This window comes from Cupriavidus sp. CuC1 (genome assembly GCF_044627735.1).
Classification (GTDB): Bacteria; Pseudomonadota; Gammaproteobacteria; order Burkholderiales; family Burkholderiaceae; genus Cupriavidus; species Cupriavidus ulmosensis.
The window spans coordinates 1-23,902 of record NZ_JBIUHC010000148.1 but is presented as its reverse complement, the minus strand read 5'-3'; the positions used below and the strand labels follow the sequence as shown (position 1 = coordinate 23,902).

Here is a 23,902-nt window from a genome sequence, read left to right as displayed (position 1 = left end):
CCCCCCAATGAGCCGATTCCTCAATCAGGAAAAGGGCTTCGCGACGCCGCAGCCGCGGCGTCACCATGGAACTTCGGTTTAATCATTCCAAAGGCTAACGCTATACATAAGAATCGGCAAACAGACCTCGCACAAAAACGATATGGAGGCAGTCGCATGAAACCACAGCAAAGAGAGGAGAAAACCACCAGCTTTTCTTGCGGCAGGCTGCACCTGCGTGCTGCAACACTGCCAGCATCAAACCACCAACAACGAAGGAGATCCTGCATGGCTGTCCGTCACACCGCATTCCGTTCCACCACCCGCATTGCCCTGGCCAGCGTCGCACTTGCCGTCGGCCTGCTCAGCAACGCTGCGCAGGCGCAGACCACACCGGCCCCCGCCAGCGCCGACGCCCTGCACGCCCTGATCGAAACGCGCGCCAAGGCCGTCGAAGCCCAGCTGATCGCCTGGCGCCGCGACATCCACCAACACCCGGAACTGGGCAACTACGAGACCCGCACCGCGAAATTGGTGGCTGACCACCTGCGCAAGCTCGGCATGGAGGTAAAGACGGGCGTGGCCAAGACCGGCGTGGCCGGTGTGCTCAAGGGCGGCAAGCCCGGCCCGGTGGTGGCGCTGCGCGCCGACATGGACGCCCTGCCGGTGAAGGAGCGCGTGGACGTGCCGTTCGCGTCGAAGGCCAAGGGCCAGTACCTGGGCAAGGAAGTCGACGTGATGCACGCCTGCGGCCATGACACCCACGTGGCGATATTGATGGCGACAGCCGAGGTGCTCGCCGGCATGAAGGACCAGCTCCCGGGCACGGTCAAATTCATCCTCCAGCCGGCCGAGGAAACTCCGGCAGACTTCGAACCCAACGGCTCCAATATGTGGGGCGCCAAGCAGATGGTGTCCGAAGGCGTGCTGGACGACCCAAAGGTCGACGCGATCTTCGGCCTGCATGTCACCAGCAGAATCGAGTCCGGCAAGCTCGGCTGGCGCAGCGGCGCGTCGATGGCGGCGGCCGACCAGTTCTGGATCGACGTCAAGGGCCGCCAGACGCACGGTGGGCGTCCGTGGGGCGGGATCGACCCGATCGTGGTGGCGTCGCAGATCGTGATGGGCCTGCAGACCATCCAAAGCCGCCAGGTCAATGCCATGCTGGAGCCGTCGGTGATCACCGTGGGCACCATCCATGGCGGCAACCGCATGAACATCGTGCCTGAGAAGGTCGAGATGATGGGCACCATCCGCACCTATGACGAAGGCATGAAGAAGGACATCCATGCCCGCATGAAGCGCACCACCGAGGCCATGGCCACCAGCGCCGGCGCCGAGGCCAACTTTCGCGTGGTGGAGCTGTACAACGCCACCATCAACCAGCCTGCGCTGACCGAGAAGATGGCGCCCACGCTGCAGCGGGTGGCCGGCGAAGGCAGCTGGATGATCACGCCCAAGGCGAGCGAATCGGAGGACTTCTCGTTCTACCAGGAGAAGGTGCCGGGGCTGTTCTTCTACCTGGGCGTCACGCCCAAGGGGCAGGATGTGACCAAGGCGCCCTCCAACCACTCGCCGGAGTTCTATGTGGATGAGCCGGCGCTGATCAACGGCGTGCGCGCGTTGTCCAACCTGACGGTGGACTACATGCTGATGGCGCAACGCTGAGCGCGTTGGACTACGACGCGGACATCGCGCAACGGTATGGATGGATCAACCGGGCGATGTCCGCCGATTCGCTCGGCGACTTCGTCGCATCGCTCGCGCGGCGCATCGCACAGTGCCGCTTTAGTCGCGACACTGCGCTCCCCGTCGGATTCGCCACCGTCGTTCTGCTTCAGACCCGCTCCAGGATGGTAGCGATACCCTGACCCCCACCAATACACTGCGTTGCAAGCGCATAGCGGCGTTGTTCGCGTTGCAGCAGGGCCGCTGCCTTGGCGGTGATGCGTGCCCCCGTTGCGCCCAACGGATGCCCAATGGCAATCCCGCCGCCGTCCAGGTTGGTGCGGGCTGGATCAAGTTCCAGGTCACGCATGCAAGCAATTGCCTGGGATGCAAATGCCTCATTGATCTCCACTACACCCAACTTGCTGGCATCGAGCGACGCGCGTGCAAGCGCTTTTCGCGTGGCAGGAATGGGACCGATGCCCATGATTTCCGGATCCACTCCGGCGACCGCGAAAGACAAGATTCGGGCGGTCGCATTGAGATGGTGGCGTTCTGCAAACGTATCGCTGGTGACAAGCACTGCGACGGCGCCGTCAGTCAAGGGGGATGACGTCCCTGCGGTGACAACACCACCATCCGGGCGAAATGCAGGTTTCAGATTCGCAAGAGCTTCCAGGGAAGTGCCGGGCCGAATGCAACCATCCTCCGTGACAAGTACCCCTTCAGGTGTATGAATTGGAACGATTTCGTCGTGCAACCGGCCCTCTGCACGTGCGGTGGCCGCCTTCATGTGCGAATGCACAGCAAAGGCGTCCTGCTCCTGCCGAGAGACGCTCCAACGCGCTGCCACATTCTCTGCCGTTTCGCCCATCGAGATGTAGGCGTGCGAAGTCGCCTTGAGTTGCTGGTTGGGAGACGGATTGAGCCCGCCTTGCGGAACCATGGTCATGGATTCGACGCCCACGCAAAGGAACGCATCGCCCATACCGGCCTCGATGTTGGCCGCAGCCATATGAATACCCTGCATGGATGAACCACAGAAACGATTTACGGTCGTCCCGGCAACCGTGTGAGGCAACCCTGCGAGAAGGCCCACAATACGCGCCATGTTGTTGCCCTGAGGACCCTCAGGGTACGAGCATCCGAGAATGACGTCTTCGATGAGGCTGGGGTCAAGGTTGGTTCGCGACAGAAGGCCACGCACTACCTGCGCGGCAAGTTCGTCCGGACGCGTCGTGGCCAAGGCGCCCTTTTTTGCGAACTGGAACGGCGAACGAGCATAACCAGCGATGACAGCTTTCATTGGAGTCCCTCCGTCTTTACGTAGTATGATGATCATCATATCAAAGAATCCACGCAACTTGTGTGAAGGATTTCACGGACGTCGCATGCTATCTTCCTTGATATCTTGCGGGGCTCAGCAAAGGCACCGGTACATAGGATGAGATACCGATCCGAACATCGAGAGAAGACACAAAACAGCCTCATTGAGGCTGCTTCTGCTTTAAGGCGCGTCCTGAAGCGTTGCTACGCAATTCGGACGTCGTGCGCTCGCGCTTAGGGCTGAGCGGCTAGCTGGGCGGCATGCTCGATGACGCCAGATAGTTTGCCGTCGAGCGCCTTTCCGACTGCAGTAACGTCGCCATTGCCGAACTGGCCAAATAGGGTGGATGGCTGATCGTACTCGACGCGGACTCGTCCCGGCGCTGTTTCATATACGAGCACGGCAAGCGGAGCGTAGAGTCCGGCACGGATGTCATGCTGTGTCATCTGTAGGGCGATGCGGGGATTGCCTACCTGATAACGCTTGGCGTGCCCCGATGTGCCGGCGAGGCTCAGAAGCGCGCCATGGTTCAGAACCATGAAGATCATCAATCCCTGGTCGCCCTCCATTTGCGCCATCAAGGCATTTGCCGCGTTGGGATCCGTCGCAACGAGCTTTGTGACGGAGGGGTCGAAGCGACCGAGCAGGTCTTCGAAATGCCGCGTAAATGGCTCGAATGGGACGCCGATGTCCAATGTCACGTGCGCCACGCTTATCGAATGGGGCGTCGACGTGCTGATCAGTTTGTTAGGCGATGTCATCGCAGGTTGTGCTTCGCAGAGTAATGTGGCGAACATCAGCGCCACCGATGCCATGGTGGCGCGGCAGGTAAACTGGTTTGATTTCATTGTCCGGGCCTGTCATCCGTGAGTCGCCGCGTCTACCAGTGCCCGCTTGAGCATGACCTTGCCTAAGTGGATGCGATAGGCGCTGTCAGCGAAGTTGTCCTCGAGCGGCTTCACGTCCGCAAACGCCACGTCGACAAGATGGGCGATATCGCTCTCGGTTCCCGAGAATCCCTCACTTAGCATGCGCTCTGCGGCGGGAGGACGGAACGCCGTCTCGGCGACACCGGTAATGCCAATCCGGCCTCCCGTGCACTGTGCGTCCGAGTACTGCAACGCGACAGCGGCGGCGGCCACAGCATATCCGGACGCGGGATGACGGAACTTCCGATACGCAACACGGTCTGGACCAGGCAACGGAATGCGGATGCGGGTAAGCAATTCGCCCGATTCCAAAGCCGAGGACATGAATCCGATGAAGAAAGAATCTGCGGAGATAGATCGGGATCCGTTGATGCTGGCGACTTCCATCTGGGCGTCCAGGGCGAGCATGATAGCCGGCCAGTCCGCCGATGGATCGGCGTTGACTAACGAGCCACCAATTGTTCCGCGGTTACGGACGGTCGGATCCGCGATGACATTGGCTGCCAGAGGGATAAGCGGCAAAAGCTCACGAAGGCGTGCGTCGCACGCTAACCCGGCATGCGTGGTGGCCGGTCCTATTTCAATGTGATCTGCGTGGACCTCAATTCCGAGCAACTCCGGGAGTCTTGCAATGTCGATGAGCTTCGACGTGTGGGTAAGACGGAGCTTCATCAAGGGAATCAGCGTGTGGCCGCCCGCGAGAAGTTTGGCTTCTGCATCGTTAGATAGCAGGGCGAGCGCATGCGGCACACTTGTGGCCCTGACGTAGTCAACCGGGTAGGGAATCATGTCGAGCTCCGCGAGGAGGATTGGATGGCGCGCCAGACTTTCGGCGGCGTCAAGGGCATGTCGAGATGAGCGATCCCGAATGGCTTCAGGGCATCGCATACGGCAGAGACGACCGCCGGCGGTGCGCCGACGCAGCCAGCCTCGCCAATACCCTTGACGCCAAGTGGATTGGTTGGCGACGGCGACACCTGGAATGCTGTGCGCATCCGTGGAATCTGCTCGATCCGCGGGAAACCATAGTCGAGCAGGGAGCCGGACAGCAACTGGCCAGACTCGTCATAGATGGCCTCCTCATAGAGCGCCTGTCCGATGCCTTGTGCAATGCCACCGTGCATCTGCCCGTGACACAGCAGGGGATTGATCAGCACGCCCACATCGTCCACGGCCACGTAGTCGAGGATCTCCACCATCCCCGTGTCGACATCGACTTCCACTACCACGGCATGGCATCCATTGGGCGCGCCCAGGGAGACAGGTTCATAGAAGACACGTTCGTCCAGGCCCGCCTCCATATCGCGAGGCAGCTTGCCAGCGACATAGGCCATTCGGGCGACCTTGGAAAAAGGCACGGTGAGGCCCGATTCGAGCGAGAAGATGCCATCCGCGTAACGGACGCCTTCCTCGGTGGATTCCAGCATGATGGCAGCGATCCTGCGTGCCTTGGCCAGGATCTTTCCAGCCGCGACATACGCTGCCGAGCCGCCCACCGGCATGGAGCGCGAATTGAATGTGCCATGACCGGCCAGCACGCGATCCGTGTCACCTTGCACGACGTCGATATCTTCCATCGGCAGCTGAAGGACCTCCGCGACAATCTGTGCGTAGCTTGTGGCATGACCGTGGCCCTGCGGCATCGACCCGCTGAACAGCGTCACCTTGCCATCGGAATGCACGCGCAGATGGGCGCTCTCCCAACCGCCGCGGTCGAAGCCGACTTTCGGCAAGATGGCGGAATTGCCCATGCCTACCAGCTCAAGGTAGCAGGTCACGCCAATGCCGATATACCTGCCTTGCTGCCGTAGTGTCGCCTGACGCGTGCGCCAGCCGTCATAGTCGATCATCTCCGTCGCCTGGGACAGGCATGCCTGGTAGTTACCGCTGTCCCATTTGCCGCGCGCATTTTCGTGCGCCTGGTAGGGGAACTGATCCGGTTGCACAAGGTTGAGCCGACGCAGCGCGACGGGATCCATATCGAGCTCGCTGGCTACAGCATCCATCAGGCGTTCGATGATATAGGCCGCCTCGGGGCGGCCCGCGCCGCGATATGCGTCAACCGGTGTGGTGTTGGTCGTGACCAGGTCGACTTCCACATCCACCGAACCGATCTGGTAGTTGCCGGTGACATAGCTGGCCGTGTTGATGGTGGGAATACCGGTGGCCATATTGGATAGGTACGCGCCAAGGTTGGCATAGGAACGGACTTTGATTCCGAGGACCTTGCCGGCTTGCGTGACCGCGGCATCCACATACTCGACATGCGCGCGCCCATGCGTGGTCGCCACATGGTTCTCGCTGCGCGTTTCGGTCCAACTCACAGGCCGGCCGAAATGTCGCGAGGCGAAGGCGACCAGTACCTCTTCCACGTAGAAGTGCATCTTTGCACCGAACCCACCGCCGATATCAGGCGCCAGGATGCGGATCCGGTGCTCGGGCCAGCCCAGGGTCTCCGCCAGCCAGCGCCGGGACATATGGGGCACCTGGCTTGGCAGCACAAACGTGAGACGCTCGTCGAGCGGGTCATAGCTGGCGCAAAGGGCCCTCGGCTCGAGGGGGCTGGGAATCAATCGTTGATTGACCAGGCGGATGGAAACCACACGATCCGCTGCCTTGGCGGCAGCGTCATAATCGCCCCCTTTGAGGCGAAAAATGCCAATCAGGTTGCCCGGTACGTTGTCATGGAGCTGTGGGGCGCCATCGCGCAGCGCGGCTTCGGCGTCCACGACAACAGGCAGCTCCTCGTAATCGACATTCACCAGCTCGGCGGCGTCGGCTGCCAGTGCACGTGTCTGGGCGACGACCATGGCCACCGCTTCACCGGCATAGCGGACTCGCTCCGAAGGTAGGGCCGGATGTGGCGGCACCTTCGAATTGCCCACGACCCAATTCGGTCGGATGTTGCCGATCCGGTCTGCAATGTCCGCATGGGTCAGCACCCCGACCACACCTGGCAGGGCCAGCGCTGCTGACGTGTCGATGTGCCGGATGCGCGCATGCGCAAAGGGCGTCCTGACGAAAGCGGCATACACCATGCCCGGGAACTGGAAGTCGTCGGTGAACTTGCCCATGCCGCTCATGAGCCGTTGGTCTTCCCGTCGCAGGACAGGTTTTCCGATGTACCGGTTGCGGGGCTCGCGATCCTTCTCAGTCATGAGTTAGCTCCTCTGCCTCGTGGCCGCTGGTTTGTTGCAGCCGGGTGGCTGCGAGCAAGACCGCATCGACAATGTTCTGATATCCCGTGCACCGGCAAAGGTTGCCATGCAGCGCATGCCGTACATCGTCCTCGGTGGGGCTTGGAGTGCTCTGCAGCAGGGCGCGCGCGGCGAGCAACATCCCAGGCGTGCAGAAGCCGCACTGCAGGCCATGGCTCTCATTGAACGCCTGCTTGAGCGAGTTCGTGATCCGGTCGCCTGCCATGCCCTCAATCGAGTGCAGGGAACAACCTTCGGTCTGGACTGCAAGCACGGTGCATGACTTGACCGTCTGTCCGTCGATCAGGACAGTGCAGGCCCCGCACTGGGATGTGTCGCAGCCGATATGCACACCAGTCAAACGCAAGGTATCCCGTAGCAGATGCACAAGGAGCTGTCTCGGCTCCGCTGTCAGCCTGCGAGGCTCGTCATTGACGAGGTTTTGAATTTCCATCGATGTCACGTTGTCTCCTTTTCCTCGGCCGGCAGCCTGAATTCAGCTCCATTTGGAATGATGATCGTCATATCTTAGGGCGAATCATGTTCTTCGGACTCGCCTACCAGCTTTTCGAGCCGCAGGAAGAAATCGGCTAGAAACTTGTTCGCCACCGTGCCAACGAGACGTGATCCGATTTGCGCGAGCTTGCCACCCAATTGCGCCCTTGCCGCATAGTGCAAAGCGGTGCCACCGTCGCTATCCTCAAGGCGAACGTCGGCACTGAGTTTGCCGAATCCAGCGATCCCTCCGCTGCCGTTACCTTCGACGCGGTACCCGATGTCTTCCTGGTGGTTCGAGAACTGCGCAATGCCTTTGAAGCGGGCCTTGATTGGCCCGATCGCAGCCGCGATGACAACGTCGTAGCTTCCATCGGGTAGTTGCTGATAGTGCTCGCAACCGGGCAGGCATTGCTGCAGCGTCAGTGGGTCGATGAGGCGTCGCCAGACCTCTGCTCGCGGTGCGCTGATATGTTGTGAGCCGTTGAAGTCCACGCTGTCTCCTTGTCACGATCAATAATGTATACGATGTTAACATCATAGAATTCGCGGCCGTGAGGGTCAAGGTTGAATGGCCCGGAATGCCCCTCGGTGCTTTCCCTAGGGCATGGAATGATGGGTATCATCCTATAATCGGCGTAGCAATCATAGAGGAGGCTGTCGATGCGCTATACACCTGAGCACAAGGAGGAGACCCGCGGCAAGATCATCGCCGCTGCGGCGGCGGCGTTCCGGAAACATGGTGTCAACGGCGTTGGCGTTGCGCAGTTGATGAAAGCCGCGAAACTGACGCATGGAGGCTTCTATGCACATTTCGAGTCCAAAGACGCCCTGATTGCCGATGCACTCGATGCGGGATTCGATCAAACCATGTCGCAACTTGAGGCAGCAGCGGCTGCTGTGCCGGTCAGGCAGCGCAAACAGGCCGTCATGGACGTATACGTGACGCGCAAACATCGCGATCATCCCGAGGCTGGCTGTGCCATTGCTGCGCTCGGATCGGATGTGTCGCGACTTGATGCCGATACCAAGCGGCGTTTCGAGGCGCGCATCGATGCGCTGATAGAACTGATAGCAGGTGAGGGCGGCAATGAAGCGGCGCGCGCATCCGCAATCAGAATGCTGGCAACGATGGTGGGCGGCATGGTGCTTGCCCGTGCGGTACGGTCGGAAGCGATGTCTCTGGAGCTTCTGGAAGCCGTCCGCGACATGCGCTAAGGAATTAACACGCAGCGCCTGGAGTGAATACGATGAGCACGCAGTTCTTTGAGGACCTGGCTCCCGGCCAGAGGTATCAGTCCGGGAAGTTGCAAGTGGACGCGGAACGGATCAAGTCGTTCGCTGCCGAGTTCGATCCGCAGCCATTTCATATGGACGACGCCGCGGCTCGAAACTCGATCTTTCGAGGACTTGCGGCAAGCGGTTGGCACACCGCTGCAATGTCCATGCGTCTTCTTGTGGATAGCGAGTTCCGCCCGGCCGGAGGCATTCTCGGCGCTGGCATGGAGGAATTGAATTGGCCGCGTCCAGTCCGACCGGGGGACGAGTTGCATGCAGAGACCGAGATACTGGAAACGCGCACTTCGAAGTCGCGCCCCGAGCACGGGCTCGTAAAGGCACGCTGCACAACCTTCAACCAGAAAGATGAGCCAGTGCAGGTGTTTGTCGTGAATCTGGTCGTACAACGCCGCGTCGCTGGCAGTGATGGGCTCTAATCGGCCGGAGGAAAGCGATGAGCAGCTTTTTGGATGAAGTGCTCGAAGCCCATGGCGGCATCGATCGCTGGAAGAGCTTCAGTGAGGTGACTGCAACGATCGTGACCGGCGGCTCGCTTTGGGCCATGAAAGGCCTGGTTCAGGATCCGGCTCCTCGGACGATGACTGTATCGCTCCACGAAGAGCGTGCGTCAGTGATGCCGTTTGGCAATCCTGACTGGCGCACCCGGTTTGAACCGGGACGCGTCGCGATTGAGACGACAAAAGGGGAGCTGGTCAAGGAACTCAAGGATCCAAGGCGCAGTTTCGATGGGCATACGATCGATTCACCCTGGAACCCTTTGCAGCGCGCCTACTTCAATGGCTACGCATTGTGGACCTACCTGACTACACCGTTCCTTGCAGCGCTACCCGGCTTTGGAACCACCGAAATCGAGCCATGGCGCGAAGGCGCGCAGACATGGCGAGGGCTGCGGGTCCGATTCCCTGCCAATATCGAGAGTCACTGCAATGTACAGGACTTCTATTTCGGTGAGGACGGGTTGCTACGTCGGCACGACTATCACGTGGATATCGCAGGCGGGTTCGCTGCGGCGCAGTATGTGTATGATCATGTGACTGCGGACGGGATTGTCCTGCCGTCTCGCCGTCTGGCCTATCGTCGTAACGCCGACATGCGCGCGGATCTCAGTCGGGTGCTCGTCTCGATCGATGTTGGGAGCGTACGCTTCAGCTGATTGCCGGGGGAGCTCTTGGCTGGTTGGACAGCGCGCGGCTTATGCTGAGACCGGGCGTGCTATATTCATTGCCACTTTTTCTGCCGCCACGATGTCGGCCCGATGGGCCGAGACATGTGGATGGTCTGGCTATAAATATGGCAACTGATGACAAGTGATCACCGCCTGGTCTATTTACTTAACGTTGGTCATCGCAGACTTCAGCGCTGGACCCAGTCGCGGACCAGCTTTGGGGGCGTCACGGCGGCCCAGTCCGGCCTGTTGTTCTATCTCGAGAAAAACGATGGTGCGCTGATGAGCGAGGCGGCAGCGGCGCTCGATCTCGGGGCATCGGGGCTGAGTGGCCTGGCCGACCGCATGGAGCATGCGGCATTGCTGGCTCGCGAGGTCGATGAAGCGGATCGGCGCGTATGGCGCCTGCGGCTGACCGCGAAAGGCCGGTCAGCCGTCAAGCGCTCCCGGGACGGGCTGGTCGATCTGAACGCCCGGTTGACCGAAGGCTTTTCCAAGGCAGAAATCGATGTTGTGGCTCGGTGGCTGAGTAGCCTTCAGGACAAGTTTCCATCCGCGGAAGGCGACAAGGGCCTCGAATAGGGCAGGGCAGCGCGGTGTCCTGCCATCGGTTTTCTAGCGCATCTGGATCTTGGTGAAATCAGGCTGGCGTTTTTCGGCGAAGGCCGTGAATGCTTCGCGCGCCTCATCGCTTTCCAGCCGCTTGGTGAATATCGCGCGCTCGGCGTCCATTTGCGACGCGAGTTTCGCCACATCGCGCATCAGTTGCTTCATGGCGGTCATGGATCCGTGCGGCTTCGCCGCGATGCGTTCCGCCGCCCGTCTTGCTTCGCTTTGCAGTTCGGCATTCGGCACGACCCTGTTCGCAATGCCCCACGCCAGCGCGGTGGCTGCGGGCAGCGGGTCCCCGAACGCGAACATCTCGAAGGCGCGCGCGTGGCCGATACGCAATGGCAGAAGGTAGCTGGAGGCCGCTTCCGGGACCAATGCTAGGTTAATGAAGGGCGTGATTAGCTGGGCGTCCTCCGTCAGGATCACATAGTCGCAATGCAGCAGCATGGTCGTGCCAACGCCTACGGCTTTGCCCTGTACTGCAGCGACCACAGGGATGCTGGTCCTGGCAAGGCTATCGAGAAACCGGAAGACATGGCGCTCGGCCGGGCCCGAGCCGGCTGCTTGCGCGGCGAACTCTCCGATGTCGTTTCCTGCCGTGAACGAGTCGCCCTCGCCCTGGAACAGGATCACCCTGATTTCACGATCTGATGCGGCGCTGTCGATCGCGTCTGCCAATGCGCCGTACATCGCATTGGTCAGTGCATTCTTCTTGTCCGGCCGGGCAATCGTGATTGTTAGCACGCCGCCGACACGGTTGGTTATGACTTCTGATGTCATGGCAATGTCTCCTTGAAGTGGCAGTCGTAAGGTGGTGGCAGCGATTTACTTCGCATGGGAAGTATATATGCTTCGCGTACGAAGTAAACACTGCCAGATGCTATGCCCCGATCTTCTAGCGTACTGCTTCGACGGCGAGCGCAATGCCTTGGCCACCGCCAATACAGAGCGTGACGATGCCGCGTCGGATGCCATCAGCGTGCATGCTGTGCAGGAGCCGCGTGGTGAGGACGGCGCCCGTCGCGCCGATCGGATGGCCATGCGCGATCGCGCCGCCGTTGACGTTGATGATGTCGTGCGGCAAGCCCAGTTCCGCTGCAACGGCCAAGGGCACGGCGGCAAAGGCTTCATTGATCTCGAAGCGTTCGACATCGGCAAGCGACCAATGTGCACGCTTGAGCGCCTGCTGGACGGCAGGGACAGGACCCAGGCCGAACATTCCCGGCTCAACCGCGCCCAGGCCATAGGCGACGAGCCGTACGAGAGGCTGGAGACCATGCTTCTCGGCAACGGCCCGATCCGCCACGATCATGGCCGCTGCACCGCTGTTGATGCCGGGCGCATTGCCGGCGGTGATCGTCCCGTCGCGACGGAAGGCCGGCTTCAGTTTGGCGAGTCCCTCGAGCGTGGTATCGGGGCGATTCGCTTCATCTTTAGCGAACAAGGTCGTACCGGCTTTGCCCTTCAGGGTTACGGCGATGATCTGTTCGTCGAACTTGCCCTGTGCCTGGGCCAACGCGAACGCTTGCTGAGAGCGTTCGGCCCAGCGATCCTGCGCCTCCCGGCTCAGTTGATAGCGTGCCGCGAGATCTTCGGTATGCCAGCCGGAGTGCTCACCGGAGAATGCGTCGACCAGGCCGTCCATCAGCATGCTGTCATGCAGGACGCTGTCGCCCATGCGCTGGCCCCAGCGCCCAGCGGGCATCAGGTACGGTGCGCGGTCCATGTTCTCCATGCCGCCTGCAATGGCGAAGTCGACATAGCCCAGGCGGACTTCGTCCGCTGCCGAGGCGATGGCCTGGGCACCGGATCCGCATACGCGGTTGACGGCCAGCGCCGGGACGGATTTCGGAATGCCTGCGTTGATCGCTGCCTGGCGCGCCGGGTTCATCTTGTTGCCGGCCTGGATGACGTTGCCGAACACTACGGAGCCGACAAGCTCGGGGTCCAGCCGAGCACGTTCCACTGTTGCCCGAATTACGGTGGCGCCAAGCTCCGTGGCCGGGACGGTCTTCAGCGAGCCGTTGAATGCGCCGATGGGCGTCCGGACTGGCTGACACAGCACGACTTCTTTTGTACTCATTGCTACCTCACTAAGGTGATTCAAGCGGGGGACCCGAGGTCGTCGGGATGGCGTACTGGCTTGCCGCCTGGATAAATTGCGTCGGCAAGCCTGCAATATTTGTTGTCAGCGCGCGCGCACGCCAGACTGGTATCGTGCGCCGGCTGTCCGGTGGCGTGTGCAGCCGGAGCCAAGCTTGCGGCGAAGATCGCCGACAGCAAGAGCAGGATTGGATGGTGTCGTGTCATCTTTGTCTCCGGATAGGGTCAATGGGCATCGGCGGACGGGCCCTTTGGCGGCGAGACCTTGCGCATCAGCGGTACCAGCGGCGTCGCGATGGCAAAGCACACGAAGATGGCGAGGAATGCATCGGCATAGGTGAGCGTGTGAGCCTCGCGCATGGCAAGAGCCCAAAGTTGCCTGATGGCGGCGGCATTGCCGTCATTGACCTCGTTACTCAATGTCATCATGTGAGTCGTCGAATCATTCAGGAATGCGGCCATGGACTCGTTGCGGATGTTCAGGTGTTCGGCCAGGCGCAGGAAGTGGAGGTTTGTCCGGTCGTTCAGGATCGTGGCGCATGCTGCGATGCCGATAGCACCGCCGAGATTGCGCATCAGATTGAACAGGCCGGAGGCGAGCTTCAGTCTCGCGGGCGGCAAGCCACCCAGCGTCAAGGTCACTGTGGGTGCAACGGCGAACTGTTGTGCCATGCCGCGGATGGCCTGTGGCAACAGCAGTTCGGCGCTACCCCAGTCATGGGTGATGGGCGCGAAGTTCCACATCGACAGGGCGAAGAGCGCGAGTCCGACCATCAACAGCCACCGCAGGTCCACCCGGTTCGCGAGGTATGAGTAGATGGGGATCGACAACACCTGAAACAGACCAGTGGAGAAGATGGCCAGCCCGGTTTGCAATGCGCTGAACCCGCGCACCTGCCCCAGGAACAGCGGGGTCAGGTAGATCGTTGCGAAGATGCCGATGCCGATGACGAAAGAGAAGAAGCATCCAAGGGCAAAATTGATGTCTTTCAGCGCCCGTAGATCGACGACCGGGTTCTTGTAGGTAAGGGAACGCCATAGGAAGCCGATTCCCGAGAGCCCCGATATCCACGCGGTGGTCAGGATGGCCTGATCTCCGAGCCAGTCCCAGCGCGGCCCTTCCTCCAGCGTGTACTCGAGGCAGCCGAGAAAGAGCGCCATCAGAACCATGCCGAGATAGTCGGCACCTTTGAGCAGCGACCGGTCCGGCTGATCGATCTTGACGAGCATTGGCACCACGACCGTCACGAACACGCCGGGGGCGAGGTTGATGAAGAAGAGCCAGTGCCAGGAGAAGTTGTCCGTAATCCAGCCACCGATAGTGGGCCCGAGCGTCGGTGCCAGCGACGCCAGTCCCCCGATGATGGCGGCTGCCGCCACGCGCTGGCGTCCTTCGAAGAACGCGAACACCGTGGTGAAGACCATTGGAATCATCGAGCCACCCAGGAAGCCCTGCGCAGCGCGAAAGGCAATCATGCTCTCGATGTTCCAGGCGATCCCGCAGAGCAGACTGGTTACGGTGAAACCGGCGGCGGAGGCTGCGAACAACCAGCGCGTGGACATGACCCGGGCAAGCCATCCAGACAACGGGATGACGATGATCTCCGCGATCAGGTATGCGGTCTGCACCCAGACAGTCTCATCCGCGCCCGCGGAGATGCCGCCGCCGATATCGCGCAACGATGCGGAGACGATCTGGATGTCAAGCAATGCGATGAACATGCCTACGCACATCGTCGCAAAGGCGAACACCTTTGTGCTCATCGGCAGTTCGCTGGGTGACGGGACGGGCGAGGGCACAGCTGCGCTGGGTGCAGCAGGGTTTGCGGTGACTGCGGTGCTCATGATTTGCTCGCTTCCTTGGCCGCGTGAGTATCGACTTCCGCAACGACCGATAAGCCCGGCCGCAGGATGCCGAGCTTTGCATCTTGTTCGTCGAGGACGATGCGCACGGGTACGCGTTGAACAATCTTGGTGAAATTGCCGGTGGCGTTCTCGGGCGGCAATACGCTGAACTGGGCGCCAGTGGCTGGTGCGAGGCTTTCAACGCGCCCGTGGAACACCTTGCCCGGCATGACATCGGCCACGATCGTGGAACGCATGCCAGGCTTCATATGGGCCAGTTGTCCTTCCTTGAAGTTGGCATCGACCCAGAGACCCTTGGCAGGCACGATCGATAGCAATTGCCCGCCGTTGGCAGCATAGATACCGACGCGTGCGCGACGATTACCCACCGTCCCGTCAACGGGCGCACGGAGCTCGGTGTACCCCAGATTGAGGCGTGCGATGTCGCGCTCGGCGATAGCCTGGGTCAGCGACGCCTGTGCCTGCTGTTTCTGCGTGGCGATGACGTCGAGTTGCCGCTGGGCGGCTTCGACGCCTGCCTTGGCTTTCTGGCCATTGGCGAGCGACTGCTTGTAGTCGGCATCGGCCTTCTGCGAGCTTTGAATGGATACGGCAGACTTTGCGACCAGGCTGGCGTAACGCGCCTGATCATCGCGCGCCCGAACCGTCTCTGCGTCGACGGCAGCAACGCCTGCCTTAGTCTCCGCGATCACGGCTTGCTGAAGCCTTTCCCGGGCATCGAGATTGGCGAGGAGCGCTTGTTGCGATGCCACGGCGCCTTCCGCCTTCGCCAGTGCTGCGCGATAGTCGCGGTCGTCGATGCGTGCCAGCAAGTCCCCTGCGTGCACCTGCTGGTTGTCTGTCACAAGGACTTCGGCGAGGTATCCGGGCACCTTGGCGGCAATCAACGTGACCTCCCCGCCGACGTACGCGTCATCGGTATCTTCTACGAAGCGCGCGCCAGTCCACCAGTGGTAGCCATATCCTGCTGCGGCCAGAGCAATCAACGCGCCGCTGCCGCGGATCAGTAGTGCCTTCTTATTCAGTTTGAGCCTGGAGGGGGCGGCCTCAGAGGGGGCGCGATTCGCAGTAGTAGTGCTTGTCATGAGATTGCTCCGTATTTAGAAAGCGCCCGTGGCGGGCACAGAGGGGTTCGATTCGAGGGGCTGGGCTTGGGCTGAGCGGGCGAGGCGGGCCCGAAGTCCTTCGCTGGCCGCGGGGCCGGGCGCGATGTAGTGGCCGGCTTCGGTGATCAGGTCGCCGGTCTCCGCGTCGACAAGCGCAAGACGCACGGGGCGGCCGGACCGACGCTCGACCAGTCGTATGGTTTCACCGTCGTGGCCGAAGTGCCGGCTTCCCCACGCCATGAGCGTCAGCAGCACGGGACGAAAGTCCCGGCCGAGGTCGGTGAGCACGTAGTCGTCGCGTGGCGGATGGGCGCTGTACTGCTGCCGGGTCATCAGCCCCTCTTCGACCAGGGTGTTCAGTCGCCGCGTGAGCATGTTGGGCGCTATGCCCAGTCTTTTCTGGAACTCGTCGAAGCGCGTGGTGCCGTAAAAGGCTTCCCGCAGGATCAGGACGGTCCAGGCGTCTCCAACGCGCTCGATGCCACGTGCCATCGGGCACTGCGCATCCTTGTGTGACTTTTTAAACATCGCCGGTCCTTCCCAAAAAAGTTGTTGCTATCAACATGCAAGTTAGTCTAGGCTAGTAACTAGCATCATGCAAGTATGAATTTGCGTGAGCCTCAATGAAAGGAATCGACATGACGAAAAAAGCACCCCATGGCCTGGTCCAGCGCGTAGTGACTGTTGCCGCGTCTGCGGTGGTGGCGTTTGGCCTGGCAGCGTGCGCGGTAGGCCCCGACTACCACACGCCCGCTAGCGAGATGCCGAAGGCCTATCAGCACGCGACGGAACTGGCCCCCATCAACGACACGCGCGAGCCGGTATCGCTGGACACGTGGTGGAACGGCTTCAACGATCCGGTCCTCACGAAGATCATCCAGCGGGCGCTGGACCAGAATCTCGATATGGCGGCGTCGATTGCGCGTGTGGACCAGGCGCGCGCGGCCGCCAACTTCGCCGGGGCCGAACTGCTGCCGCAGGCCAGCCTGTCCGCTGACGTGAGCAAGCAACGTCAATCGTTGGAAAGCCCGTCGGGCAAGATCGGTAGCGCGTTGCCTGGCTACAAGAGAAACCAGACGCTCTATTCGGTCGGCGCTGCGGCAACGTGGGAGATCGATATCGCTGGCGGGCTGCGGCGCGGCGCCGAGGCTGCCAATGCGGAATTGCAGGCCGCCGAAGCCAATCACCTCGGCGTGCGGATTCTGGTCGCCGCCGAAGCGGCCGATGCCTACTTCCGCGTGCGCGGCGCGCAGGCCCGCATCGCCATCGCCCAGCAGCAGGTCCAGACCAACCAGCGTTTGCTGGATCTTGTGCGCCTGCGTTTGGCCGATGGCATTGGTGCCGAACGTGAGCAGGCACAGGCCGAAGCCCAGCTTGCCCAGACCCGCGTCACGATCCCGCCGCTGCAGATCGAACTCGAAACGCAGCTCAATCGCCTCGATGTACTGATGGGCGCGCAGCCGGGCTCTTATGCAGCGGAACTGCGCGATTCGAGGAGCGAGATGGTCGTGCCGCAGGTCGCGTTGGCGCAGGGCCCCGCCAATCTGCTGCAGCGTCGCCCTGACGTGATTGCGGCGGAGCGCAGGTTGGCGGCATCGAACGCCCGGATCGGCGTGGCTACTGCCGAGTATTACCCCAAGGTGTCGCTATCGGCGTTGCTTGGCTTCGAAAGTCTCTCGGCAAGCAAGCTGTTCACCGCGCAGGCGTTTCAACCCGCCGCTACCGCAGGACTGCGCTGGCGTCTGTTCGATTTCGGACGTGTAGATGCCGAAGTCAGAGGCGCCAAGGGTGTCTTCGCCGAGGCCTTGGCCAACTATCGAAAGTCGATGCTGCAAGCCACGGCGGATGTCGAGGATGCCTTGATCTCTCTTACGCAACTCGAATCGCAAAGCCACGAACTAGCTAACGAGGTTGGTGCGCATGAGCGCGCCCGCAACGCTTCCGAGGACGCGTACAAGGGGGGGGCGGTAAGTCTGTATGAAGTGCTCGACGAGGACCGCCAACTGCTCGCTGCTCGCGACCAGCAGGCCAAGGTGAGGGCGGATAACGCGCGTGCCGCAGTATCGGCCTTCCGGGCTCTGGGAGGCGGATGGTCCTGACACTCGATGGCAGGAACTACGGTCAGGCGGCGATCGGACTCCTAACCTATGGGTCGCCGCTTCCTGGGCTTCCGAGGCCTGGCAGGACGTTGATGGAGACAACCATTACGTGCGAGTTCAAGTCGCGATCCAATGCGGGCGCATTGGATCGCGACAAGCAGCTTGACGTGGTTCGAAGGCTGACCGATCTTGTCTCATCAGCAGTAGGGGACCCCTATTTGGCGCAACGCACGTGGGTCATCCTGGCCGAGGCAGCGCCGGGTGGCTGGGGTCTTTGGGGCCATGCCCACGCCAATCAGGAACTGATGGATGCAGCCGGGGCGGAGATCCCCAGGCTCCGCGGATGATGGCTCAGGGCTGCAGATCCTCCGCGAACGCGGGGGACTCCGCTTCCAGCATGGCGATGGCGCGCTCCATCAGCTCCGCCAGCAACGCCATTCGCTGATTTCCCAGCATGGTCGCAAGCAGGGACTGCAGTTGTCCAGATCGCGATTCAATTGCATCGCAGAGGGCAAGGCCTGCTTCGCTGAGCGCCAGGGGAGCGCGGCGCCGATCTGGATCGCTGCCCACCACGATCAGGTCTCGTACCTTGAGCTGTTGAACGACGCGCGACAGGGAGCCCGCGTTATAGCCAAGCGTACGGGAAAATTGCGTGAGCGTTGCCCCCTTGTTGGAAGCCAGTCCGGAGAGGATCAGCCATTGGGGAACGGTCAGGTTTTCCCTCGCGAGTTCGATTTCCTGGGCATTCCACAATGCCCTTTTCAATCGGTTAGCCAGCAACAAAAACTTGCTGTTGGCGTCAGAGTCGATTTCCTGTTGGTTCGCTGCATCTCGAACCAACGAAAGGGGTGATGTCATCATGTGAATCAATTCTTGTTAGTTCGCGCTTCGGACTCCACTCTGTCCGGCTCCCAAAGGGGGCAGGTCCGATCGGCGTTGCAGGTGCTATCATCTTGATAGTTACAGTTGAGATGCCGGGGGCGCTATGCAACGAAAGACTTTCAGGGACATGCAGTGTCCGATCGCGCGCAGTCTCGAGCGTGTGGGAGAGTGGTGGAGCATCCTGATCCTCCGCGAAGCCTTCTACGGCGCAACACGCTTCGATACGTTCCAGAAGAATCTGGATATCGCGCCCAACATGCTGACTCGCCGGCTCAATGGACTGGTCGAGGAGGGCCTGCTCGAGCGGCGCCAGTACATGGAGAAGCCGCCGCGCTTCGAATATGTCCTGACCCAATGCGGGCGGGATTTCCTTCCGGTTCTACTGGCCATGCTTGAGTGGGGTAACAAGTATTTCGCGTCAGAGGGCGTGAGCGTGCAGTTGGTCGACAAGGACACGGGCGCGAGCGTCAACCCGGTCCTGGTGGACGCCAAGAATGGCAACCCGGTAAATCTTGCACGTTACGTCGTTGCACCTGGGCCAGCGGCCAGCGAAGGTGTGCGCAGGCGCCTGGCTGATGCGGCCGAGTACATGTCGGCGCAAAGCGAAAGCTGACCTCGCACGACGAGCGGCCCGGCTCGAAAGTCCAGTCGATATCCGAATTGTTGGGGGTAGGTATCGGCATTCAAAAAACCTGTCCGGCGATGCACCACGGAGCACAAGATCGGCCGGGCAGGTGGTAAAAATTGTGATAAGCGATCGGCGATCCTCAGACTCGATAGCCGTACAGCGTGCCATCCCCCGAGCGCGCGTTGTCTAGCGAATCGGCAACGACCTGGCTGTTTGGTGCTTGACCGTCTGCGCGCGAGACTTCCGGGGTAGGGGGCAGAACGTCGGCGCGAATATCAACATTTCGGGTTGCCGCAGTAGCCATTGCTGCTACTGCTACTGCTACTCCCAACATAAGGACGGCGCTAAACAGGCGTTTGGTGATCATTTGAAACTCCTCAACACAACCGAAATATCTCATCAAGTTACTTGCATCATGCAAGTATGATTGAACTATAGCAGCTTTAATCATGAAAGCAACTGAGGGACTCAGGTGGTGATGCGCGTGATATGACTCAGGAGAAACAAATGGTTGAAAGGCGCTGCGCGGTAGCCGACGCGACGCGCGCAGTGGGTGATCGCTGGTCCCTCTTGATCATGCGCGAGGCGTTTTACGGACGGACCCGCTTCGATGAATTTGAGAAAGGACTCGGGATCGCTTCAAACGTACTGAGCGCGCGACTCAGGTCGTTGGTCGAGTACGGCCTCCTGGAGCGCCGGACCAATACCGCAGGAAGGCGCCAGACCTACCATCTGAGCGAGAAAGGGAAGGCATTCTTCCCTGTGTATGTTGCGCTGAAGTCTTGGGCGGACCAATGGTCACCCGAAGTTGAGGGGGCTGTGACGCGTCTTTACGATGCGAAGACGGGAAAAGAGATTCGGGCGGCACCGCTCGTGCGGGCAGATGGCTCGGAAATCGCCTGCGAAGACATGGTGATTTGGGATCAACGTCCCTAGCGCGATTCCTGATTCAGGCGGCCCAGCGAGGTTGGGCTGTTCGCATTACAGATGCAGTGGCGTGCCGCTGTTGAACGCCTCGGCGAACTCGTCGGAGTAGATCTCGGCTAGCGAGAAACGCAGCGCCGCCGCGCGCTCGGTCCCATAAACCGTCTCGAAGCGGTCCTGCGCGCGTCGCCACAGCCGGTTCGATTCGACCAACTTGGCACGTCCCGCCGGCGTTAGCTCCACCCGTCGGCTGCGGCCGTCCAGTTCGTCGCGAGTCTGTATCAGGTAGCCATCGCGCTCAAGCGGCTGGATATTGCGTGCCAGCGCAGAGCGGTCCAGCACCATGGCGTGAGCCAGTTCGGTCATGGTGGGGCGGCCACCCCGTGCGATATGCAAGAGGATCGAGCGTTGCGAGACGCTTAGCCCGCACGGTGCCAGCGCGGCGTCATAGAGTTGCGTAATGCGCCGCGTTGCCTTGCGCAGCGCGGCGCCATTGCAGACCAAGGGATCTTTCATCGATGACGGCATTGTCGGTTTCCCTCCTGGCGTTTTGCTCGTTTCCTGTGTCAGTGCACTAGCACGCGGTACGACCAACCTCTCCATTCTAATCGACCTTGACGAATGCTGGTATATGCAAGTAAATTGATGTGCGTGTATATGCAAGTATCCAGGCGTCGCGTGATGCATTCGAGGAAGGGCAGGTCATGACCATGGTTTCAACCAGCGCCGCAATGCCGCGCGCTGCCAATCCTCGCCTGCGGTCGATGTTGGAGGCGCCAATCGTCCCAATGCTCGCCCGCATGAGCTGGCCGAATATGCTGATGATGTTGGCGCAGTCGTCCACTGGACTGATTGAGACATGGTTCCTCGCCAAGCTCGGCACAGACGTGCTAGCAGGTGTCGCGGTGGTGATACCGGTACTGATGTTGATGCAAAACATGTCGCAGGGCGCGATGGGCGGGGGCATCTCTTCTGCAGTGGCACGCGCCCTTGGCGCTGGCAATGCCGTCCTGGTGGAGCAGCTCGCCCGCCACGCGCTGGCGATCAATGTACTGATTGGCACGATCTTCTCGCTCTTGTTGTTCGTCGGCGTGCGGCCGCTGTTTTCGTTGCTCGGCGCGCATGGCGCATCCCTGGATGCTGCCTGCACATATGGCCGCGTGCTTTTCGCTGCCCTGCCGCTGATGTGGGCCATGAACGCTCTTGCCAGCGTGATTCGCGGTACGGGAAACATGTCGATGCCCGGCATGGTGATATGCGTCGGAGCAGCGCTGATGATCCCCTTGTCGCCGTGCTTGATTTTCGGTTTCGGCCCGTTCCCCAGGCTGGGCGTGGCAGGCGGTGCGTGGGCACTGGTGGTGTACTACGCGGCGGGCACGCTGGTGCTGAGCTGGTACTGCCTGTCGGGTCGCTGCGCCGCGCGCCTGTCCGCCGGCACCCTGCGCTGGGCACCGATGCGCAGCATCCTCGTCGTCGGCGGGCTTGCGTGCCTGAACCCAGTCCTCACCAACGCACTGATCGCCGTGACGACAGCTCAGGTCGGACACTACAACGGCACTGCTGCGCTGGCCGGCTATGCTACTGCTGCGCGCCTCGAATACCTGCTAATACCAATCGCTTTCGGCCTTGGCGCGCCGATGGTTGCGCTGGTCGGTGCCAACATCGGTGCAGGCCAGACAGAGCGCGCCAGGCGCATTGCCATCCACGGCGGTTGCATGGCTTTCGTGCTTGCCGAACTGGTGGGGTTGGCGGCAGCGCTGTGGCCACAGGCTTGGCTGCGCCTTTTCGGTGCCGATGCACAGCTGCTTGAGGTCGGGACGCTCTACCTGCGCATCGTCGGCCCGCTCTATGGTTTCTTCGCGCTTGGCTTCTCCCTGTACTTTGCCTCCCAGGGCGCGGGACGCCTCAAGTGGCCCCTTGCTGCCGGCGCGTTGCGCCTCTTTCTGTTCGCCGGTGGTGGGGCGGCGGCGATGGCCTTCGGCGCGTCGCTCGCGCAATATTTCGCCTTGGGTGCGCTAGCCATGCTGCTCTATGGCGGATGCATCTTCTGGTCGATCTTCGCAGGAACTTGGACCGACGCTCAGCGCAGCTAACTATTGTCATTCTCCAAGCTGCAAGCCGGCCCGCTTCACCCTTGCGCGCATCCGTGATACTGTATAAACATACAGTAACCGGAAACTCCCTCTCAGCCCCCCCGCAGGCTGGGCCGCAAGCATCACATGACCGCCCAACTTTTCCCAATATCGCCCGACACATCGGGCGATTCGCCTTTGGCGCAGCCACCCGTGGCCGACCGGCAGGGGGCGCTGGACGCACTGGAGCAACGCTATCCCGGCCTGTGGCGGGCGGGGCAGCTTGGCCATCTGGGCCGGGCGGGCAGCGTGCCGGCCTTGCCGACCGGCCATGACGCGCTCTCGGCCGAGTTGCCGGGCGGCGGCTGGCCGGTGGGCGCGCTCACAGAGTTGTTGCTGGCCGACCCCGGCGTGGGCGAGTTGCGGCTGCTGCGCCCGGCCTTGCTGGCGCTGGCCGCCGCGCAGCGGCGGTTGGCACTGATCGGGCCGCCGTACCTGCCCAATGCAATGTGCCTGGCCGAATGGGGTTTGCCGGCGCGCCAGTTGTACTGGGTGCGCCCGCCCGCTGGCGCCAGCCGGGCCGCGGCGCAGGCGGATGTGCTGTGGGCGGCGGAGCAGGTGTTGCGCAGCCGGGCGTTTGGCGGCGTGATGGTCTGGCTGCCCACGGCGCGCCCGGAGGCGCTGCGGCGCTTGCAGGTGCTGGCGCAGGCGGGCGACGGCGTGGTGTGGGCGTGCCGGCCGGCCAGCGTGCTGCGCGAGTCATCGCCGGCGGTGCTGCGGCTGTTGTTGTCGCCGGCGCCGGGCAATGCCGTGTCGATCGGCTTTCACAAGCGGCGCGGGCCGGTGCGCGATACGCCGCTGGTGCTGTCGCTGGGCGAGATGATGGCGGTGCCGGACAGGGCGCCTTCGTTGCCGTCGTCCTCTCCAGCCCTCGTTGCGCCAGTGCCTTCCTATTCCCCGGTTTCCCGGACTTCCCAAACCATCGCGGGAGAGCAAGCTCATGTCGTACTGGATCGCGGTGCATCTGCCGCGCCTGTCGCTGGACGCGCTGCAGCCGAACTGGCCTGAGCTCGCCGGCGCTTCCAGCGCTGCCGGTGCGTGCGCCGGCCTCCTGCACCACAGCGTGCCGGTGGCGGTGATGGAGCGCGAGCGGGTGGTGCTGGCTAACGGCCCGGCGGTGGCGCTGGGGGTGCAGGCGGGGATGCGTCGGGGCGGCGTGCAGGCGTTGTCGGCGCAGGTGGTGCAGCTGGAGCGCGAGCCGGCGGCCGAGGCACAGGTGATGACGGCGCTGGCGCTGGCGTTGCTGCATTTCACGCCGAATTTCACGGTGCATCCCGATCCCGAGGCGGCTACCGTGATGATCGATGCCGGGGCCAGCCTGCGGTTGTTTGGCGGGCATCTTGCGTTGTGCCGGGCGGTGTATGCGCGGGTGCGGCGGCTGGGGGTGTTCCTGCAGCTGGGCTGCGGGCCCACCGCCTTCGGGGCGGCGTGGCTGGCGGCCCAGCCGCTGCGGCGGGATCGGCGTGGCGCGCTGGTGCGTCCGGCGCGGCG

At 61.9% G+C, this 23,902-nt stretch carries 26 protein-coding genes and 1 pseudogene; 12 read left to right on the top strand and 15 right to left on the bottom strand.

Features of this window, described 5'->3' with window-relative positions; all coding sequences use genetic code 11:
• Positions 1-267 precede the first annotated feature (267 nt).
• Positions 268-1,647, top strand: coding sequence for an amidohydrolase (locus ACGLHR_RS40585; protein WP_400101319.1), 1,380 nt, complete (start codon positions 268-270; stop codon positions 1,645-1,647).
• A gap of 169 nt (positions 1,648-1,816) precedes the next feature.
• Here ACGLHR_RS40585 and ACGLHR_RS40580 read toward each other — a convergent pair whose 3' ends face one another.
• The 6 genes from ACGLHR_RS40580 to ACGLHR_RS40555 form a co-directional block, all read right to left on the bottom strand.
• The gene (locus ACGLHR_RS40580) at positions 1,817-2,953 is read right to left on the bottom strand and encodes a thiolase family protein (RefSeq protein ID WP_400101318.1); all 1,137 of its coding nucleotides are present in this window, start codon (positions 2,951-2,953) and stop codon (positions 1,817-1,819) included.
• Positions 2,954-3,207: 254 nt separating this feature from the next.
• Positions 3,208-3,822: a DUF302 domain-containing protein gene (locus ACGLHR_RS40575; protein WP_400101316.1), complete on the bottom strand. Its 615-nt coding sequence runs from the start codon at positions 3,820-3,822 to the stop codon at positions 3,208-3,210.
• Positions 3,823-3,834: 12 nt separating this feature from the next.
• Positions 3,835-4,692 carry an FAD binding domain-containing protein gene (locus ACGLHR_RS40570; RefSeq protein ID WP_400101314.1) on the bottom strand — a complete coding sequence of 286 codons (858 nt, stop codon included), beginning with the start codon at positions 4,690-4,692 and terminating at the stop codon, positions 3,835-3,837.
• The gene (locus ACGLHR_RS40565; RefSeq protein WP_400101313.1) at positions 4,689-7,061 is read right to left on the bottom strand and encodes a xanthine dehydrogenase family protein molybdopterin-binding subunit; all 2,373 of its coding nucleotides are present in this window, start codon (positions 7,059-7,061) and stop codon (positions 4,689-4,691) included. The genes ACGLHR_RS40570 and ACGLHR_RS40565 overlap by 4 nt, the downstream gene beginning before the upstream one ends.
• Positions 7,054-7,554 (bottom strand): (2Fe-2S)-binding protein, encoded by a 501-nt coding sequence (locus tag ACGLHR_RS40560; protein ID WP_318233220.1) that lies wholly within the window; start codon positions 7,552-7,554, stop codon positions 7,054-7,056. Before ACGLHR_RS40560 ends, ACGLHR_RS40565 begins: the two co-directional genes overlap by 8 nt.
• Before the next feature lie 74 nt (positions 7,555-7,628).
• Positions 7,629-8,090, bottom strand: coding sequence for a carbon monoxide dehydrogenase subunit G (locus ACGLHR_RS40555; RefSeq protein WP_400101311.1), 462 nt, complete (start codon positions 8,088-8,090; stop codon positions 7,629-7,631).
• A 168-nt stretch (positions 8,091-8,258) separates the two neighbouring features.
• Here ACGLHR_RS40555 and ACGLHR_RS40550 point away from each other — a divergent pair, with 168 nt between their 5' ends.
• The 4 genes from ACGLHR_RS40550 (at position 8,259) to ACGLHR_RS40535 (ending at position 10,641) form a co-directional block, all read left to right on the top strand.
• Entirely contained in the window at positions 8,259-8,813 is a 555-nt protein-coding gene (locus ACGLHR_RS40550; RefSeq protein ID WP_400101309.1) for a TetR/AcrR family transcriptional regulator, read from the top strand.
• A gap of 32 nt (positions 8,814-8,845) precedes the next feature.
• Complete coding sequence (locus tag ACGLHR_RS40545) at positions 8,846-9,310, top strand: MaoC family dehydratase (protein ID WP_400101307.1); 465 nt, start codon at positions 8,846-8,848, stop codon at positions 9,308-9,310.
• Positions 9,311-9,327: 17 nt separating this feature from the next.
• Positions 9,328-10,047 (top strand): hypothetical protein, encoded by a 720-nt coding sequence (locus tag ACGLHR_RS40540; RefSeq protein ID WP_400101305.1) that lies wholly within the window; start codon positions 9,328-9,330, stop codon positions 10,045-10,047.
• A gap of 147 nt (positions 10,048-10,194) precedes the next feature.
• Positions 10,195-10,641 carry a MarR family winged helix-turn-helix transcriptional regulator gene (locus ACGLHR_RS40535; protein WP_400101303.1) on the top strand — a complete coding sequence of 149 codons (447 nt, stop codon included), beginning with the start codon at positions 10,195-10,197 and terminating at the stop codon, positions 10,639-10,641.
• A 33-nt stretch (positions 10,642-10,674) separates the two neighbouring features.
• Here the strand turns inward: ACGLHR_RS40535 and ACGLHR_RS40530 are convergent, their stop codons facing one another.
• From ACGLHR_RS40530 to ACGLHR_RS40505, 6 genes are all read right to left on the bottom strand, one after another.
• Complete coding sequence (locus ACGLHR_RS40530) at positions 10,675-11,451, bottom strand: enoyl-CoA hydratase (protein WP_400101301.1); 777 nt, start codon at positions 11,449-11,451, stop codon at positions 10,675-10,677.
• A gap of 115 nt (positions 11,452-11,566) precedes the next feature.
• Entirely contained in the window at positions 11,567-12,754 is a 1,188-nt protein-coding gene (locus ACGLHR_RS40525) for a thiolase family protein (RefSeq protein WP_400101299.1), read from the bottom strand.
• Positions 12,755-12,774: 20 nt separating this feature from the next.
• Positions 12,775-12,981, bottom strand: a complete 207-nt coding sequence (locus ACGLHR_RS40520; RefSeq protein WP_400101298.1) for a hypothetical protein — start codon at positions 12,979-12,981, stop codon at positions 12,775-12,777.
• Between the two features lie 18 nt (positions 12,982-12,999).
• Positions 13,000-14,619, bottom strand: a complete 1,620-nt coding sequence (locus ACGLHR_RS40515; RefSeq protein ID WP_400101296.1) for a DHA2 family efflux MFS transporter permease subunit — start codon at positions 14,617-14,619, stop codon at positions 13,000-13,002.
• A complete protein-coding gene (locus ACGLHR_RS40510) occupies positions 14,616-15,725 on the bottom strand; it encodes an HlyD family secretion protein (protein ID WP_400101294.1) in 1,110 nt (369 codons plus the stop codon). Before ACGLHR_RS40510 ends, ACGLHR_RS40515 begins: the two co-directional genes overlap by 4 nt.
• A gap of 15 nt (positions 15,726-15,740) precedes the next feature.
• A complete protein-coding gene (locus ACGLHR_RS40505; RefSeq protein ID WP_400101292.1) occupies positions 15,741-16,274 on the bottom strand; it encodes a winged helix-turn-helix transcriptional regulator in 534 nt (177 codons plus the stop codon).
• Between the two features lie 110 nt (positions 16,275-16,384).
• Here ACGLHR_RS40505 and ACGLHR_RS40500 point away from each other — a divergent pair, with 110 nt between their 5' ends.
• Together ACGLHR_RS40500 and ACGLHR_RS40495 are read left to right on the top strand one after the other, a co-directional pair.
• Positions 16,385-17,845 (top strand): efflux transporter outer membrane subunit, encoded by a 1,461-nt coding sequence (locus ACGLHR_RS40500; protein WP_400101291.1) that lies wholly within the window; start codon positions 16,385-16,387, stop codon positions 17,843-17,845.
• Between the two features lie 92 nt (positions 17,846-17,937).
• Positions 17,938-18,192 (top strand): 4-oxalocrotonate tautomerase family protein, encoded by a 255-nt coding sequence (locus tag ACGLHR_RS40495; RefSeq protein ID WP_400101290.1) that lies wholly within the window; start codon positions 17,938-17,940, stop codon positions 18,190-18,192.
• Between the two features lie 4 nt (positions 18,193-18,196).
• Here ACGLHR_RS40495 and ACGLHR_RS40490 read toward each other — a convergent pair whose 3' ends face one another.
• The gene (locus tag ACGLHR_RS40490) at positions 18,197-18,706 is read right to left on the bottom strand and encodes a MarR family winged helix-turn-helix transcriptional regulator (protein WP_400101288.1); all 510 of its coding nucleotides are present in this window, start codon (positions 18,704-18,706) and stop codon (positions 18,197-18,199) included.
• Positions 18,707-18,830: 124 nt separating this feature from the next.
• Between ACGLHR_RS40490 and ACGLHR_RS40485 the strand changes: the two genes are divergently transcribed.
• Complete coding sequence (locus ACGLHR_RS40485; RefSeq protein WP_318233173.1) at positions 18,831-19,340, top strand: helix-turn-helix domain-containing protein; 510 nt, start codon at positions 18,831-18,833, stop codon at positions 19,338-19,340.
• Between the two features lie 154 nt (positions 19,341-19,494).
• On the opposite strand, the gene ACGLHR_RS40480 is transcribed toward ACGLHR_RS40485, so the two are convergent.
• Positions 19,495-19,722 (bottom strand): hypothetical protein, encoded by a 228-nt coding sequence (locus tag ACGLHR_RS40480; RefSeq protein WP_400101286.1) that lies wholly within the window; start codon positions 19,720-19,722, stop codon positions 19,495-19,497.
• Between the two features lie 140 nt (positions 19,723-19,862).
• On the opposite strand from ACGLHR_RS40480, the gene ACGLHR_RS40475 reads away from it, so the two are divergent.
• Positions 19,863-20,291: a winged helix-turn-helix transcriptional regulator gene (locus ACGLHR_RS40475; protein WP_400101284.1), complete on the top strand. Its 429-nt coding sequence runs from the start codon at positions 19,863-19,865 to the stop codon at positions 20,289-20,291.
• A gap of 45 nt (positions 20,292-20,336) precedes the next feature.
• Here ACGLHR_RS40475 and ACGLHR_RS40470 read toward each other — a convergent pair whose 3' ends face one another.
• On the bottom strand, positions 20,337-20,795 hold the full coding sequence (locus ACGLHR_RS40470; RefSeq protein ID WP_318233176.1) for a MarR family winged helix-turn-helix transcriptional regulator: 459 nt from the start codon (positions 20,793-20,795) through the stop codon (positions 20,337-20,339).
• A gap of 248 nt (positions 20,796-21,043) precedes the next feature.
• On the opposite strand from ACGLHR_RS40470, the gene ACGLHR_RS40465 reads away from it, so the two are divergent.
• From ACGLHR_RS40465 to ACGLHR_RS40455, 3 genes and pseudogenes are all read left to right on the top strand, one after another.
• Complete coding sequence (locus tag ACGLHR_RS40465) at positions 21,044-22,372, top strand: MATE family efflux transporter (RefSeq protein ID WP_400101321.1); 1,329 nt, start codon at positions 21,044-21,046, stop codon at positions 22,370-22,372.
• Between the two features lie 126 nt (positions 22,373-22,498).
• Positions 22,499-23,419, top strand: coding sequence for a translesion DNA synthesis-associated protein ImuA (imuA, locus tag ACGLHR_RS40460; RefSeq protein WP_400101282.1), 921 nt, complete (start codon positions 22,499-22,501; stop codon positions 23,417-23,419).
• Positions 23,352-23,902: pseudogene (locus ACGLHR_RS40455) on the top strand (DNA polymerase Y family protein); the annotation flags it as partial. The gene imuA and the pseudogene ACGLHR_RS40455, both read left to right, overlap by 68 nt.

Bases quoted from the DNA above. Each gene is read 5' to 3' on its own strand.
- ACGLHR_RS40500 (WP_400101291.1), top strand. From the start codon at position 16,385: ATGACGAAAAAAGCACCCCATGGCCTGGTCCAGCGCGTAGTGACTGTT.
- ACGLHR_RS40540 (WP_400101305.1), top strand. From the start codon at position 9,328: ATGAGCAGCTTTTTGGATGAAGTGCTCGAAGCCCATGGCGGCATCGAT.
- ACGLHR_RS40570 (WP_400101314.1), bottom strand. From the start codon at position 4,692: ATGATTCCCTACCCGGTTGACTACGTCAGGGCCACAAGTGTGCCGCAT.
- ACGLHR_RS40550 (WP_400101309.1), top strand. From the start codon at position 8,259: ATGCGCTATACACCTGAGCACAAGGAGGAGACCCGCGGCAAGATCATC.
- ACGLHR_RS40520 (WP_400101298.1), bottom strand. From the start codon at position 12,981: ATGACACGACACCATCCAATCCTGCTCTTGCTGTCGGCGATCTTCGCC.
- ACGLHR_RS40565 (WP_400101313.1), bottom strand. From the start codon at position 7,061: ATGACTGAGAAGGATCGCGAGCCCCGCAACCGGTACATCGGAAAACCT.
- ACGLHR_RS40580 (WP_400101318.1), bottom strand. From the start codon at position 2,953: ATGAAAGCTGTCATCGCTGGTTATGCTCGTTCGCCGTTCCAGTTCGCA.
- ACGLHR_RS40560 (WP_318233220.1), bottom strand. From the start codon at position 7,554: ATGGAAATTCAAAACCTCGTCAATGACGAGCCTCGCAGGCTGACAGCG.
- ACGLHR_RS40515 (WP_400101296.1), bottom strand. From the start codon at position 14,619: ATGAGCACCGCAGTCACCGCAAACCCTGCTGCACCCAGCGCAGCTGTG.
- ACGLHR_RS40480 (WP_400101286.1), bottom strand. From the start codon at position 19,722: ATGATCACCAAACGCCTGTTTAGCGCCGTCCTTATGTTGGGAGTAGCA.
- ACGLHR_RS40535 (WP_400101303.1), top strand. From the start codon at position 10,195: ATGACAAGTGATCACCGCCTGGTCTATTTACTTAACGTTGGTCATCGC.
- ACGLHR_RS40490 (WP_400101288.1), bottom strand. From the start codon at position 18,706: ATGATGACATCACCCCTTTCGTTGGTTCGAGATGCAGCGAACCAACAG.
- ACGLHR_RS40465 (WP_400101321.1), top strand. From the start codon at position 21,044: ATGTTGGAGGCGCCAATCGTCCCAATGCTCGCCCGCATGAGCTGGCCG.
- ACGLHR_RS40585 (WP_400101319.1), top strand. From the start codon at position 268: ATGGCTGTCCGTCACACCGCATTCCGTTCCACCACCCGCATTGCCCTG.
- ACGLHR_RS40510 (WP_400101294.1), bottom strand. From the start codon at position 15,725: ATGACAAGCACTACTACTGCGAATCGCGCCCCCTCTGAGGCCGCCCCC.
- ACGLHR_RS40475 (WP_400101284.1), top strand. From the start codon at position 19,863: ATGGTTGAAAGGCGCTGCGCGGTAGCCGACGCGACGCGCGCAGTGGGT.
- ACGLHR_RS40485 (WP_318233173.1), top strand. From the start codon at position 18,831: ATGCAACGAAAGACTTTCAGGGACATGCAGTGTCCGATCGCGCGCAGT.
- ACGLHR_RS40505 (WP_400101292.1), bottom strand. From the start codon at position 16,274: ATGTTTAAAAAGTCACACAAGGATGCGCAGTGCCCGATGGCACGTGGC.
- ACGLHR_RS40495 (WP_400101290.1), top strand. From the start codon at position 17,938: ATGGAGACAACCATTACGTGCGAGTTCAAGTCGCGATCCAATGCGGGC.
- imuA (WP_400101282.1), top strand. From the start codon at position 22,499: ATGACCGCCCAACTTTTCCCAATATCGCCCGACACATCGGGCGATTCG.
- ACGLHR_RS40525 (WP_400101299.1), bottom strand. From the start codon at position 12,754: ATGAGTACAAAAGAAGTCGTGCTGTGTCAGCCAGTCCGGACGCCCATC.
- ACGLHR_RS40575 (WP_400101316.1), bottom strand. From the start codon at position 3,822: ATGAAATCAAACCAGTTTACCTGCCGCGCCACCATGGCATCGGTGGCG.
- ACGLHR_RS40530 (WP_400101301.1), bottom strand. From the start codon at position 11,451: ATGACATCAGAAGTCATAACCAACCGTGTCGGCGGCGTGCTAACAATC.
- ACGLHR_RS40545 (WP_400101307.1), top strand. From the start codon at position 8,846: ATGAGCACGCAGTTCTTTGAGGACCTGGCTCCCGGCCAGAGGTATCAG.
- ACGLHR_RS40470 (WP_318233176.1), bottom strand. From the start codon at position 20,795: ATGAAAGATCCCTTGGTCTGCAATGGCGCCGCGCTGCGCAAGGCAACG.